Annotated in this window: 14 protein-coding genes; 7 read left to right on the top strand and 7 right to left on the bottom strand. The window is 47.0% G+C overall.

Translation table 11 applies throughout. The features are described 5' to 3' along the window. Positions 1-31: 31 nt before the first annotated feature. Positions 32-718, top strand: coding sequence for a ribonuclease T (gene rnt, locus N3Z11_RS10815; RefSeq protein ID WP_260657190.1), 687 nt, complete (start codon positions 32-34; stop codon positions 716-718). A 131-nt stretch (positions 719-849) separates the two neighbouring features. Here rnt and N3Z11_RS10820 read toward each other — a convergent pair whose 3' ends face one another. Further along, positions 850-1,188, bottom strand: coding sequence for a Grx4 family monothiol glutaredoxin (locus N3Z11_RS10820; protein WP_260657191.1), 339 nt, complete (start codon positions 1,186-1,188; stop codon positions 850-852). Positions 1,189-1,413: 225 nt separating this feature from the next. On the opposite strand from N3Z11_RS10820, the gene N3Z11_RS10825 reads away from it, so the two are divergent. From N3Z11_RS10825 to N3Z11_RS10840, 4 genes are all read left to right on the top strand, one after another. Next, the gene (locus N3Z11_RS10825) at positions 1,414-1,998 is read left to right on the top strand and encodes a Fe-Mn family superoxide dismutase (RefSeq protein WP_260657192.1); all 585 of its coding nucleotides are present in this window, start codon (positions 1,414-1,416) and stop codon (positions 1,996-1,998) included. A 253-nt stretch (positions 1,999-2,251) separates the two neighbouring features. After that, complete coding sequence (locus N3Z11_RS10830) at positions 2,252-4,174, top strand: PrkA family serine protein kinase (protein WP_260657193.1); 1,923 nt, start codon at positions 2,252-2,254, stop codon at positions 4,172-4,174. A gap of 24 nt (positions 4,175-4,198) precedes the next feature. After that, entirely contained in the window at positions 4,199-5,479 is a 1,281-nt protein-coding gene (locus N3Z11_RS10835) for a YeaH/YhbH family protein (RefSeq protein WP_260657194.1), read from the top strand. A 54-nt stretch (positions 5,480-5,533) separates the two neighbouring features. Beyond that, on the top strand, positions 5,534-7,051 hold the full coding sequence (locus N3Z11_RS10840; protein ID WP_260657195.1) for a SpoVR family protein: 1,518 nt from the start codon (positions 5,534-5,536) through the stop codon (positions 7,049-7,051). 134 nt (positions 7,052-7,185) lie between these two features. On the opposite strand, the gene N3Z11_RS10845 is transcribed toward N3Z11_RS10840, so the two are convergent. Then, on the bottom strand, positions 7,186-8,163 hold the full coding sequence (locus tag N3Z11_RS10845) for a diguanylate cyclase (protein WP_260657196.1): 978 nt from the start codon (positions 8,161-8,163) through the stop codon (positions 7,186-7,188). 2 nt (positions 8,164-8,165) lie between these two features. Next, entirely contained in the window at positions 8,166-9,197 is a 1,032-nt protein-coding gene (locus tag N3Z11_RS10850) for a response regulator (RefSeq protein WP_260657197.1), read from the bottom strand. A 142-nt stretch (positions 9,198-9,339) separates the two neighbouring features. Between N3Z11_RS10850 and tpx the strand changes: the two genes are divergently transcribed. Both tpx and N3Z11_RS10860 read left to right on the top strand, forming a co-directional pair. Next, positions 9,340-9,948 (top strand): thiol peroxidase, encoded by a 609-nt coding sequence (gene tpx, locus N3Z11_RS10855; protein WP_260657198.1) that lies wholly within the window; start codon positions 9,340-9,342, stop codon positions 9,946-9,948. A gap of 204 nt (positions 9,949-10,152) precedes the next feature. After that, positions 10,153-10,650 carry an Hsp20 family protein gene (locus tag N3Z11_RS10860; RefSeq protein ID WP_260657199.1) on the top strand — a complete coding sequence of 166 codons (498 nt, stop codon included), beginning with the start codon at positions 10,153-10,155 and terminating at the stop codon, positions 10,648-10,650. 41 nt (positions 10,651-10,691) lie between these two features. Here N3Z11_RS10860 and N3Z11_RS10865 read toward each other — a convergent pair whose 3' ends face one another. From N3Z11_RS10865 to adk, 4 genes are all read right to left on the bottom strand, one after another. Continuing rightward, positions 10,692-11,513, bottom strand: a complete 822-nt coding sequence (locus N3Z11_RS10865; protein WP_260657200.1) for an alpha/beta fold hydrolase — start codon at positions 11,511-11,513, stop codon at positions 10,692-10,694. Between the two features lie 2 nt (positions 11,514-11,515). Beyond that, a complete protein-coding gene (locus tag N3Z11_RS10870) occupies positions 11,516-11,893 on the bottom strand; it encodes an MAPEG family protein (RefSeq protein WP_260657201.1) in 378 nt (125 codons plus the stop codon). A 1-nt stretch (position 11,894) separates the two neighbouring features. After that, a complete protein-coding gene (gene hemH, locus N3Z11_RS10875) occupies positions 11,895-12,899 on the bottom strand; it encodes a ferrochelatase (protein ID WP_260657202.1) in 1,005 nt (334 codons plus the stop codon). Between the two features lie 143 nt (positions 12,900-13,042). After that, on the bottom strand, positions 13,043-13,687 hold the full coding sequence (gene adk, locus N3Z11_RS10880) for an adenylate kinase (protein WP_260657203.1): 645 nt from the start codon (positions 13,685-13,687) through the stop codon (positions 13,043-13,045). Positions 13,688-13,704 lie beyond the last annotated feature (17 nt).

A 13,704-nucleotide genomic window follows, 5' to 3' on the forward strand; every position in this document is an offset into this window, starting at 1 on the left:
CTGCGTGCCCCATTGTCAGGCTGGTTTGGATATGACACAAACAACATTATTTTCGCAACGATTCCGTGGTTATTATCCTGTAGTTATCGACGTAGAAACCGCAGGCTTTAATGCCCAAACCGATGCGTTACTGGAAATTGCCGCCACACTGCTGACCATGGATGATAATGGCAACCTGTGCATTGACCGCACTTTGCATTTTCATGTAGAGCCTTTTGAGGGTGCAGTGCTCAATCCAAGCTCGCTGGCTTTTAATGGCATCGACCCCTACAACCCATTGCGTGGTGCTGTGTCTGAACGCGAAGCGCTCACTGAAATTTTTAAAGCTGTACGCAAAGCGCAAAAAGACGCAGGTTGCCAAAGATCGGTGATGGTCGCTCATAACTCAGCTTTTGATCAGGGTTTTTTAAATGCCGCTGTTGAACGTAATCATATCAAACGTTCACCCTTCCATGCTTTTGTGTCTTTTGATACTACAACCTTAGCAGCACTGGCGTTAGGACAGACAGTGCTGGCCAAAGCCTGTAAGGCGGCAGGCATTGCCTTTGATAACAAAGAAGCGCACAGCGCCTTGTACGACACTGAGCGCACTGCAGAACTCTTTTGTTACATCGTTAATCGCTGGCATGCTCTTGGTGGCTGGCCTCCGCCATTATTTGCCGACGACAACAATGATGAAGATTGTGCTGAAAAAGACTCAGAAACTGACGCTGGCTGAGACAGGCGTGTTATTCAGATTTTAAGCCTGCAGCAAATCCAGGCTCAGACCAAACCGCATAAAAAAAGCAGCTGACGCTGCTTTTTTTCGATAACCGCAATGATGATTGCGGCAACAGTACTCAGTGCTGCTTATTCTGCATCCGGCTTTTTGTATTTAGCCGCAGTTTCTTTAATTAACGGCTGTAATTCACCACGCTGAAACATTTCCAGCATAATGTCACAACCACCAATCAGCTCACCTTCCACCCACAGTTGCGGGAAAGTTGGCCAGTTGGCAAATTTTGGTAATTCAGCGCGGATATCCGGGTTTTGCAGAATATCGACGTACGCAAATTGTTCACCACAAGCGATCAGCGCCTGAGACGCCTGAGCGGAAAAACCACAGCTCGGGAATTTTGGCGACCCTTTCATAAACAGAATAATTGGGTTGTCTGCCAGTTGTTGTTTAATTTTGTCGATAGTTTCCATAAAAACCTCTGCCCTGGGGCACATAAAAAGTTAGCGCATTTTACCAGATGAATTGTGGCCGGCCACTTGAGTTTTCAAGTTTTGCCCCAAAAATTAATGTCCGCAGAAAGAGTGCATTAACAGGCGAAGAAACCGGCAAAACCTCAGGTAAAACTTGAGTATTTTAGTCAGGTTTTGTAGTCTACGCGATGCAGAAACCATAAACAATGTCAGTGGAGAATTAGAATGGCCTTTGAATTACCAGCATTACCATACGCAAAAGATGCATTATTACCTCATATCTCCCCAGAAACTCTGGACTACCACCACGGCAAACACCACAACGCTTATGTAGTGAAGCTGAACTCTCTGATTGAAGGCACTGCATTTGCTGGTAAATCACTGGAAGATATCATCAAAACTTCAGAAGGCCCGGTATTTAACAACGCCGCGCAGATCTGGAACCACACTTTTTACTGGCACTGCCTGGCTCCAAATGCCGGTGGCGAACCAACAGGTGCTTTAGCTGATGCCATCAACGCCAAATGGGGTTCATTTGCTGCTTTCCAAACTGCTTTTAACGATAAAGCAGTGAACAACTTTGGTTCAAGCTGGACCTGGTTAGTGAAAAAAGCAGACGGCACTCTGGATATCGTCAACACCAGCAACGCCGGTACACCATTAACAGACGCCAGCCTGACGCCTGTTCTGACTGTAGATTTATGGGAACATGCATATTACATCGATTTCCGTAACGCCCGTCCTACGTACCTGAACGCCTTCTGGGCGCTGGTGAACTGGAAATTTGCCGCCGAAAACTTCGCCAAGTAATACTTTTACTCTGGCGTAACTTCTGGTTGCCAATCACAGAAAACCCGGTTTAAACCGGGTTTTTTTATTGTCTTCACCTCTGCTTTTCTTCGGCTACGCTTGTTGCCAATCAGACCAAACTGAAATAACGCTTTATCGAAAATTGCATAAAATTCTGTGAATTAGCCAAGCAAAGCGTAGTTTTACTGTCTAACCTTGAATTACAGCATCAGTTTCAGTCTCAAGTTTCTTTGACAAGGTTGCGGAGGTGCATATGGGCATTTTTGAGCACTATAAGTCTAGGTACGAAGCATCAAAAGAAGAGGAATACAGCATTTCTGAATTCCTCGCTTTATGCAAAAACGATAAAAGCTGTTACGCCAGTGCTGCTGAGCGGTTATTGATGGCCATCGGTCAGCCGGAGTTTATCGACACAGCACAAGATCCCAAATTAAGCCGGTTATTTTCCAACAGGGTGATTGCCCGTTATCCGGCTTTTTCTGAATTTTACGGCATGGAAGATGCGATAGAACAAATAGTTTCTTATCTGAAACACTCAGCTCAGGGGCTGGAAGAGCGCAAACAAATTTTGTATCTGTTAGGTCCTGTGGGCGGTGGTAAATCTTCACTGGCGGAAAAACTGAAATCTCTGATGCAACAGGTGCCGGTGTATTATCTCAAAGGCTCTCCTGTGTACGACCACCCGCTTTGCCTGTTTGACGGTCAGGAAGATGGCAACATTCTGGAGCAGGAATATGGCATTCCAAAACGTTATTTAAAAACCATCATGTCACCCTGGGCCAGTAAAAGACTGCATGAGTTTAACGGTGACATCAGCCAGTTCCGCGTGGTGAAAAAATATCCGTCCATACTGGATCAAATTGCCATCGCCAAAACTGAACCCGGGGATGAAAACAATCAGGATATCGCCTCTTTAGTCGGCAAAGTGGATATCCGCCAATTGGAACATTTTGCCCAGAATGACCCGGATGCGTACAGTTATTCCGGTGCTTTATGCCGAGCCAATCAGGGCATTATGGAATTTGTTGAGATGTTTAAAGCACCGATTAAAGTGCTGCATCCACTGCTCACTGCCACTCAGGAAGGCAATTATAACGGCACTGAAGGTTTAGCCGCCCTACCCTTTGAAGGCATTATTCTGGCGCACAGTAACGAATCTGAATGGCAAACCTTCCGCAACAATAAAAACAATGAGGCTTTTTTAGACCGGGTCTATATCGTCAAAGTGCCTTATTGTCTGCGGGTGTCAGAAGAAGTCAAAATTTACGAAAAACTGCTTGAGCACAGCGAGTTAAAAGTAGCGCCTTGTGCACCAGGCACCCTGACTTCGCTGGCACAATTTGCTGTGTTATCCCGATTAAAAATGCCGGAAAACTCCAGCCTGTACTCCAAAATGCGGGTGTATGACGGCGAGAGTTTAAAAGACACAGATCCAAAAGCAAAATCCTATCAGGAGTACCGCGATTACGCCGGTGTAGACGAAGGTATGACCGGGCTTTCCACCCGTTTTGCTTTTAAGATTTTGTCCAGGGTCTTTAACTTTGACAGCACTGAAGTGGCCGCCAACCCGGTACATTTGTTTTATGTGCTGGAACAACAAATTGAACGGGAACAATTTCCGGCCGATGTAGCGGAGCGTTACCTTGAACATCTGAAAGGTTATTTGATCCCTAAATATGTTGAATTTATTGGCAAAGAAATTCAAACCGCATATCTGGAATCTTATTCTGAATATGGTCAGAACATTTTCGACCGTTATGTGATTTATGCCGACTTCTGGATCCAGGATCAGGAGTACCGCGATCCGGAAACAGGTCAGTTATTCGACCGCTCCGCCTTAAACGCTGAGCTGGAGAAAATCGAAAAACCGGCTGGCATCAGTAATCCAAAAGATTTTCGCAATGAAATTGTTAATTTTGTGCTCAGAGCCAAAGCTAAAAACAATGGCAAAAATCCAACCTGGACCAGCTATGAAAAACTGCGCACTGTGATCGAGAAAAAAATGTTCTCCAGCACCGAAGAGCTGTTGCCGGTGATTTCGTTTAATGCCAAAACCTCGACTGATGATCAGAAAAAACATGATGATTTTGTCGATCGGATGATGGAAAAAGGCTACACCCGCAAACAGGTGCGACTGCTGTCAGAATGGTATCTGCGCGTTCGCAAGTCTCAGTGATGCCAGGGGTTAGCCGGAGGTTTTATGGCGCATTTTATCGATCGACGCCTGAACGGAAAAAACAAAAGTGCGGTGAACCGGCAACGGTTCATCCGCCGTTACAAACAGCAAATTAAACAGGCTGTTTCCGATGCCATCAGTAAACGCAGTGTCACCGATATCGACAGCGGTGAGTCTGTGTCTATTCCTGGCCGTGACATTACCGAGCCCTTTTTTCATCAGGGCAAAGGGGGTCACAGAGAAATGATCCACCCGGGCAATGATCAGTTCAGCCCGGGCGACAGGATCAAAAGACCTTTAGGTGGTCAGGGCGGCGGCTCGGGCCAGGGTGATGCCAGTCAGGATGGTGAAGGTGAAGACGAATTTGTATTTTCCATTTCAAAAGACGAATACCTGGATTTATTGTTTGAAGACTTAGAGCTACCAAATCTGAAGAAAAATCAGTTAGATAAATTGGTGCAATTTAAAAATGTGCGCGCTGGTTACCGCTCGGAAGGGGTACCCAGCAATATTGATATTGTGCGTTCACTGCAAGGTTCACTGGCGCGTCGTGTTGCCATGAGTGCCGGCAAAAAGAAAGATCTGAAAGCGCTGGAGCAACAAATCGCTTTGCTTGAGCAGGATGCGGTGCCGGACCAGCACAAGCTGCAACAACTCAGAGCTGAAGTTGAAGAGCTAAAAAAACGCATCGCCGCCGTGCCTTTTATCGACAGCTTCGATTTACGTTTTCGCAATTTTGCCAAAAGGCCGGAACCCACCAGCAGAGCTGTAATGTTCTGCCTGATGGACGTATCAGGATCTATGGATCAAGCCACCAAAGACATGGCCAAACGTTTTTATATTCTGCTTTATATGTTCTTAAGCCGCAGTTACAAGAATGTTGATGTGGTCTATATCCGTCACCACACTCAGGCCAAAGAAGTGGATGAACAGGAGTTTTTTTATTCACAGGAAACAGGCGGCACCATAGTGTCGAGCGCGCTGAAACTGATGGCTGAAATTGTCAAAGAAAGATACGACCCAACACAGTGGAATATCTACGCGGCACAGGCGTCCGACGGCGACAACTGGGCCGATGACAGCCCGCAGTGTGCCACTATTCTGACCGAAGAATTGCTGCCCTGGGTGCGCTATTACGCTTATATCGAAATTACACAGCGGCCCCATCAAAGCCTGTGGCTCGAATATGAAAAGCTGCTGCGCAGCTTTGATAATTTTGCCATTCAGCCTATCCGGCAAGTCAGTGATATTTATCCGGTGTTCCGCGAACTGTTTCGCAAAAGTGTGAACAGGCAGTCAGCCTGACATGGTGCCAGCTAATCAGAATGCCTGCGGCCCCGTGCTGCTAAGGAGTGCGCTATGACCGCTAAACGAAAAACCACAGCTGCAACGGTGCAGCCGCTGTCGGATGGTCCGGACTGGACTTTTGAATTACTCCATCAGTATCAGACTGAAATTGAACGAGTGGCTAAATTTTATCAGCTGGATTATTACCCGAATCAGATTGAAATTATCACCGCAGAACAAATGATGGACGCATATTCCAGCGTGGGTATGCCTATTGGTTATCACCACTGGTCTTATGGCAAGAAGTTTATACAGACCGAACAAAACTACAAAAGAGGCCATATGGGGCTGGCCTATGAAATTGTCATCAACTCCAATCCCTGTATTGCTTACCTGATGGAAGAAAACACCATTACCATGCAGGCGCTGGTGATGGCTCATGCCTGTTATGGACATAACTCTTTTTTTAAAAACAACTATTTATTTAAAACCTGGACAGACGCCTCCTCTATTATCGACTATTTGGTTTTTGCCAAAAAATACATCAGCGACTGTGAAGAAAAATACGGGGTCAGCGAAGTTGAAGATATTCTCGACTCCTGCCATGCCCTGATGAATTACGGTGTTGACCGCTATAAAAGACCGCAGAAAATCTCGATGGATGAAGAGCAGCGCCGGCAAAAAGACCGCGAAAGTTATTTGCAGTCTCAGGTGAATCAGCTTTGGAAAACCATTCCAAACAAAGAGCAGCATGCGGTAACACAAGAGCGTCACTTTCCGGCCGAGCCACAGGAAAACATCCTGTATTTTATTGAAAAAAACGCCCCATTGTTAAAACCCTGGCAACGGGAAATTGTGCGGATAGTGCGCAAAATTTCGCAGTATTTTTATCCACAAAAACAAACCCAGGTGATGAACGAAGGCTGGGCAACTTTCTGGCACTACACCATTTTGCAGCATCTGTATGGTGAAGGCCTGGTGACTGACAAATTTATGCTGGAAGTACTGCATAACCATACCAATGTGGTGTTTCAGCCCGCCTATAACTCAAAATATTATTCCGGCATCAACCCTTACGCACTTGGTTTTGCCATGTTTACTGATATCCGCCGTATTTGTGAGCAGCCAACAGCCGAGGATAAACAATGGTTTCCGGATATAGCAGGTTCAGATTGGGTGCAAACCTTACACTTTGCGATGCAAAACTTTAAAGATGAAAGTTTTATCAGCCAGTATTTATCGCCAAAAGTCATCCGTGATTTTCACCTTTTTGCCATTGTCGATGACGACAAAGACAACTCACTGGAAGTTGCTGCTATTCATAACAATGAGGGGTATCAGAAAATCAGGCAGATGCTGTCGGCACAATATAACCTGAGTAATATCGAACCCAATATTCAGGTGTGGAATGTCGATGTCAGCGGCGACCGCTCGCTGACCTTACGTTTTATCCCCAATAACAGAGTGCCGCTTGCCGAAAGTTATCCTTCTGTGCTGAAACATCTGCACCGGCTCTGGGGCTTTACCGTGCGGCTGGAACAACTGAACGAAGATAACTCGGTAACTCAACTGATGATGGTGCCGGTGTGAGCTCAGCCTTGCTGTTGTTCACGGCAAGGCTGAGAATGTCTTAACGCGAAAACCACCGGGATTTGGCCCAAATCCATAAAAAAACACCGCAATAGCGGTGTTTTTTATGGTCTGCTGTATTTGGCGGTTGTTGCTTAAGAAGACGCTTTAAGCTGAGCGCTACACAAAGTCACCTGATTGCGGCCATTGGCTTTGGAGGTATACAGCGCTTTATCGGCAGCTTCCAACCACTGCCGGTGTTCCAGCATATCACTGTGGTATTCAGCAATACCAACGCTGACTGTCACTTTCAGAATTTGCTGGTTATATTCAATAGCCAGGTTTTCTACTGTTTTTCTCAGACGTTCGGCAAAATACATCGCCTGATCTTCAGTGGTGTCTACCAGCAACACCGCAAATTCTTCACCACCATATCGCCCTGCCACATCGGTTTCCCGCAGATTTTTTTTCACCGCCTGAGCCACAGCCTTAATCACCGAATCACCGGCAGCATGGCCAAAAGTATCGTTCACTCTTTTAAAGTGGTCGATATCACACATCAATAAACTGCTGCGATGGCCACTGCGCTTGAGCCGCTTAAACTCATGCATCAGCGCATCTTCCCAATGACCTCTGTTATTAAGCTCCGTCAGAAAATCAGTTTTTGACAGCTGTTTCAGCTGGCCGTTCATCGACTCCAGCTCCAGTCTGCTGACCGCTACATCTGTGACATCATAAATAATCATACAAAGGTGGGTTACTACACCACGCACATCGGTAATTGGGAATATAGTGCTGTTCTGGTACATATAATCCGCAGCACCGGTAATAGGCCTGTAATTGCGGAATTTAAAGATATAAGGCCGCTGCTCCCAGATGGTAAAGGCGCGGTTTTTCAGCAAAATCACCGGATCACATTTACGTTTAAGCCAGCCTTCGTCTATTTCAGAGAACAAGTCAAACAGATACCTGTCGCGCACCTGGCGTGGTGTTAAACCACTGTGGTTTTCCATAAAACCATTCCAGACCTGAATTTTATAATCGGCAGTCAGCACCACCAGACCCACATCAACGGTCTGGAACATATCTAATAACCAGTGAACTTCGGCAACGTCAGAGTTTATTTGTGACATAACTACTCTTCTAACAAAAATTCGACTTTGTAATTCAGCGTTTTAATGCTGTCTTCGGTAAAAAGCAGCAGCAAATCACAATTAATATTGTAGTTTTCGATGCCATAGCTGATTTCAATCGCCAGTGTTCTTTTCCAGCGTTTGGCATTGGCTTTAATCATCTCACTGACCGGCGCATGTTGGCCCAGAACCACCGGATGTCCCTGACTGAACGACATATCAATCTGCTCAGCCAGCCCCTTGAGTACAGCTCCTATCAAAATATTGCCAATATCCATTAATAATTCGAGTTCAGCTTTGGTATTGAGTTTGCCTTCGTAATTCATCAGTTTGGCAATATCAACAAAACTGGAGTCATTCAGAATAAGCAAAGCTTCTCCCGACACACCGCCCCCGATAAAACCCTGACAGACCGCCGACGTAGTTTCTTTTTGCTCCACCGAAGCGATAGCCATATGCAGTTCACTGACTTCAATGACATTGACATTAGGGATGGGTAACTTGACAAATACTTTAAGAAGCCTTGCCAGCAGATCACCGGCCTGGCCCATAGCCACGTTGGTCAGCTCCTGAAATACATCCCGCAGTACAGGGTCAAGCACAAAACTTTTGCTGGTTTGATTGAGCTCAATGGTTCTTTCCTGCACTTTTTTACTGTCTGACACTGTATGCAGGGCTTCAAACTGCGCCAGCACTTCAGTGAGCTTATCGGCTGCTACAGGTTTACGGATAAAATCCAATGCACCAAAAGCCATCACCCGCTCGCGGGCTTCGGGCTGTACATCGCCGGATACCACAACAACTTTAACCGGAATTTTTTGCTCGGCAATAGCCTGCAGTACCTCATAGCCGTCGAGGATCGGCATATTTAAATCAAGGAATAATAAATCGATAGGCTGACGCTTTAAAACTTCCAAAGCTTCCTGACCATGGCCGGCAAAATAAATTTTATCCTGCCACTGCGCTGGCAAACTGCGGGCCATTTGTTTGCGTGCCAGATTTGAATCATCACAGATTAATACCGCTGCTACCATTAGACACCTGATTCACGTATTGTTAAATCCAGTGTAGCGCTGAACCTTTGATTGTGCGAATCAAAACAACGGCTTTTTTCCTCAAAATCATCGACATAAGCAATTGTATTTACATTATTTTCAAGGATAACAGGAACAAAAGATGAAAAATTTATCTGCGGCCTTCAAATACAGTCTCTGTTTTGCTCTGATGCTCAATTCGGCTCTGGCTGCCGACTTAACAGCCAATTTGCCGGTCAGGCTCTCTGAAGTCAAAGCGGGTGACCGACCGCTGGAGCTGCAAGGATCGCCGGTGCAATTAATGCAGCAAGCCCCTGACTTTAAAGTGGCCGATCAAGCATTTAAAGCGGTTAAACTCAGCGATTTTACCGGAAAAACAGTGTTGCTCAGCGTAGTGCCAAGCATCGACACAGGCGTCTGCTCCATTCAGACGAAAAAATTTAACGAACAAGTCGCAAGCTTGCCCAAAGATGTGGTGCTGCTCACCATTTCCACCGATTTACCTTTTGCGCAAAAACGCTTTTGCCAAAAAGAACAAGTCGACAAACTGCAGGTGTTATCTGATGCAGTCTGGGGCGATTTTGGCAGTAACTATGGTTTAAGAATTAAAGACATGGGCATTCTGACCCGGGCAGTTTTGATTATCGATGCCAAAGGCGCACTGGTTTATCAGCAGCTGGTGCCGCTGCTGTCACAAGAACCGGATTACCAGGCAGCGCTGAATAAACTTAAGGAAATCACCAAAACCTGATGGACTCTGATGCACAGGCTGAAGCCAACTTAAAACCAACTTCAGCCTGTTGCAGAAATTTCTTCCCGTCCTCTTGAAAGCAATAACAACGCCCCTATTTTATGAAGCAGGATGCCTGATAAGGGTCCTGCTCTGTGGGATTCATGCGAATACCACTTTGTAAAACAGTTACTTAACTAATTTGCTTCAGAAGAGGAATTGGACATGACAACTTTAGATTTTTCTCCTTTTTATCGTTCATTTATTGGTTTTGATCATCTGGCATCACTCATGGATGCAGCTGCCCGCAATGAAAAACAACCGGCTTATCCGCCTTACAATATTGAAATTACCGGTGAAGATCAGTACCGCATTACCATGGCGGTGGCGGGTTTTGAACAACATGAATTATCACTGGAAACCGAACACAACACCCTGCTGGTGAAAGGTCAAAAAGCCGACAAAACCGAAGGTCGTCGTTTTGTGCATCAGGGCATTGCCGAGCGCAATTTTGAACGCAAATTCCAGCTGTCAGATTACATTCGCGTGACAGGTGCCAATGTGCACAATGGTTTGTTGCATATTGAACTGGTGCGGGAAATTCCGGAAGCGTTAAAACCACGCAAAATTGCCATTGGTCAGGCGCAACCCACCACTTTACTGAACCAGCAACAAGCGGCCAATTCTGAGCCTGCGGTGCTGACAGTAGCAAGCGGCAGCTAATATCAGCTGACAAATAGACAGAATGGCCGGGTTTTGTGTTGTTATAACCCGGCTAAAAAATCAATGATTTGCTGATTCACTAACTCCGGCGCTGTCAGCGGGCCCATATGGCCTGTTGGCAGCGTTGTTGTTTGCACCTGAGCTAAACTCTGGGCCAACAGCTCAGCCACCAATAAAGCAGCCCTTCGGCTATCAGCACCATGCATTAACAATACCGGCATTTGCAGCCTGGCGTAATCGGCCTGAGTGGCGCCCTCACCTATCAAAGCGGCAAAATCCTGCGGAACTTTCCATACTTGTGCGGCCATTTGCTGCTGCATTCTGGCCGGCAAAAAACGGAAATAATCTTTTTGTTGCCAATAATCGACAAAAAGCCGTGCCGCGTCCCAAGCCTCTAATGCCGGCATCTGCTGTGAGAGCAATTTTACTTCTGCCGTCAGGGCTTGCGCTTCAGCCGAACTTTCTGCCGCCAACAGGTGAAAGGCGACAGGCTCAAATAACACCATGGCTTTGACTTTCAGCTTTTGCGTACGGGCCAGATGCAGCGCCACTGCCCCGCCATAAGAGTGACCAATCAGGATAAGCTCAGCGTTTTTTTGCTCAGGGGTTAGGGTCGTCACAATAGCGTCAGCTTCAGCAGCCAGCGACCAGTTGGGCGTCGCGCTATCAGCCACTGCTTTGTTGCTTCCATAGCCTTGTAAGTCAGGTAACCACAGACAATATTGCTCAGACAATGATGCCACGAGCGGCAACCACTGTTTATGGCTACTGAGTGAACTATGCAGTAACAGTATAGGCGCGCCCTGACCTGTCACCTTAAGCCCGGGCTTTTGTTCCGCCGGTAGAAGCTTTGACGCAGCCATCATTAGATCACTAGAAATGCTGCAGATGCCAATAAAGCCACAAAGGTAGACACCATGCCAAGAAAACGTGGTGCCGAAGTGCCCTGGGTTTTATTCAAACCAATGGCATGCAGCACGCGGCCGGCCAGCGTCAGGCCACCAATCAGATGCAGTTGCCACAAGGGCGCCTGCTGAATTTCCAGCAGCAATAATAGCACCAGCAGCAGCGGCACATATTCGGCAAAGTTGCCATGTACCCGGATGGCAGTCACCAGCGCTGGTTTTTGGCCATCACCTAACCCCACACGGTTTTTCAGACGCTGGCGGATCACCAGCGCCGCCAGGCCAACATAAAATACGGCCAGTGCCGCGGCATAATAAGGAGTGATCAATAAAGTCATACTACCAACCCTGTAGTTGTTGTAACGCCAGCTGCGCAAACAGCTGGATATGGCAAGGCGAATCGTTTAACGCCTTGATGTATTGATAACTTTCACCGCCAGCATGCAGAAAAACTTCGCAGTTTTCTACCGCAATTTCTTCCAGAGTCTCCAGACAATCAGCCGAAAACGCCGGGCATAATACCTGCAATTTTTTAATACCTTTGCCCGGCAATTGCTCAAGTAACTGGTCGGTATAAGGTTGCAGCCACTTTTCTTTGCCAACTCTGGACTGAAAACTCACCAGCACCTGCTCTGCAGTCAGGCCTAAATCGGCCGCCAGATTGGCCGCGGTTTCACGGCAATGCCGCTCGTATGGATCGCCAAGCCTTACAAAACGCTCCGGAATACCATGAAACGACAATAACAATGCATCGGCCTGACCATGTTGTTGCCAATGGGCCCGCACTGAACCAGCCAGCGCCTGACGGTAACTGGCTTCATGATGATAGTTTTTCACCAGCCTGATCTGCGGTAGATCCCGCTGTTGCAACTGATAATGCGCCAGCTGATCGGAAATTGCGGCAGTTGTGGTGGCCGAATATTGCGGATAAAGCGGCAACACCACAAAACGCTCAACACCTTGTGCGCGCAGTTCGTCCAACACAGAACTGATCGAAGGGTTACCGTAGGTCATGGCGTACCTGACCTGCACCGGCATGCCAGCCAGCATTAAACGGGATGCAAGAGCCGAAGTCTGACGTTCGGTGATCACCCGAAGTGGCGAGCCTTCAGGCCACCAGATCGACTGATACAGTTTGGCCACCCGGCGACCGCGAAAAGGTAAAATAATGCCTCGTAAAATGATTTGCCACAGCCAGGCCGGATAATCGACCACCCTTTGGTCGGACAAAAACTGTTTTAAATACCGCTGAATGGCCGGTACCGTTGGCTCATCCGGAGTCCCCAGATTAACCAACACCACCGCATATTGAGACAAAGGTAAACTGAGGTGCCTGGACGTCATACTATGGCAATCCCTATAAATCAAACTGTTGCGAAGTTTAACACTATGCAAACTGACAATGCTGACAAAAATTGCATCACGCTTTTAGTTATTGCAGGGATAAAAAAACCCACCTGAAGGTGGGTTTTTTACACAGTGCCGGCTTAAGCCAGCAAAGCGGCCAACTGATTGCTGACTGCCTCTACCTGTGCTGTACCGTCTAAATGATGGTATTTGGTCAGCCCCTGCTCGGCCTGGTTACGGTAATAACCCACCAGCGGTTCAGTTTGCTCATGATAAATAGCCAGACGCTTACGCACTGTTTCTTCTTTATCATCTTCGCGGATCACTAAATCTTCGCCAGTAACGTCATCTTTACCCGCTGATTTTGGCGGATTGTAGCTGATGTGGTACACACGGCCAGAAGCAGGATGTACACGGCGGCCACTCATCCGCTCCACAATCACATCGTCCGGCACGTCAAATTCAATCACGTGATCCACAGCAACGCCATTTTCTTTCATCGCATCGGCTTGTGGAATAGTGCGGGGGAAACCGTCCAGCAGGAAACCATTGGCACAATCGGCTTTGGCAATACGCTCTTTCACCAGACCGATGATCAGATCATCAGACACCAGTTGGCCGGCGTCCATCACTTGTTTTGCCGCTAAACCCAGAGGTGTGCCTTCTTTAATGGCAGCACGCAGCATATCGCCGGTCGAAATTTGTGGAATGCCAAACTTATTCATCAGAAACTGTGCCTGAGTTCCCTTACCGGCACCTGGGGCACCCAACAAAATAATACGCATACAAAAAACCTCGAATA

It is taken from the genome of Rheinheimera sp. 4Y26 (assembly GCF_025245835.1).
GTDB lineage: Bacteria > Pseudomonadota > Gammaproteobacteria > Enterobacterales > Alteromonadaceae > Pararheinheimera.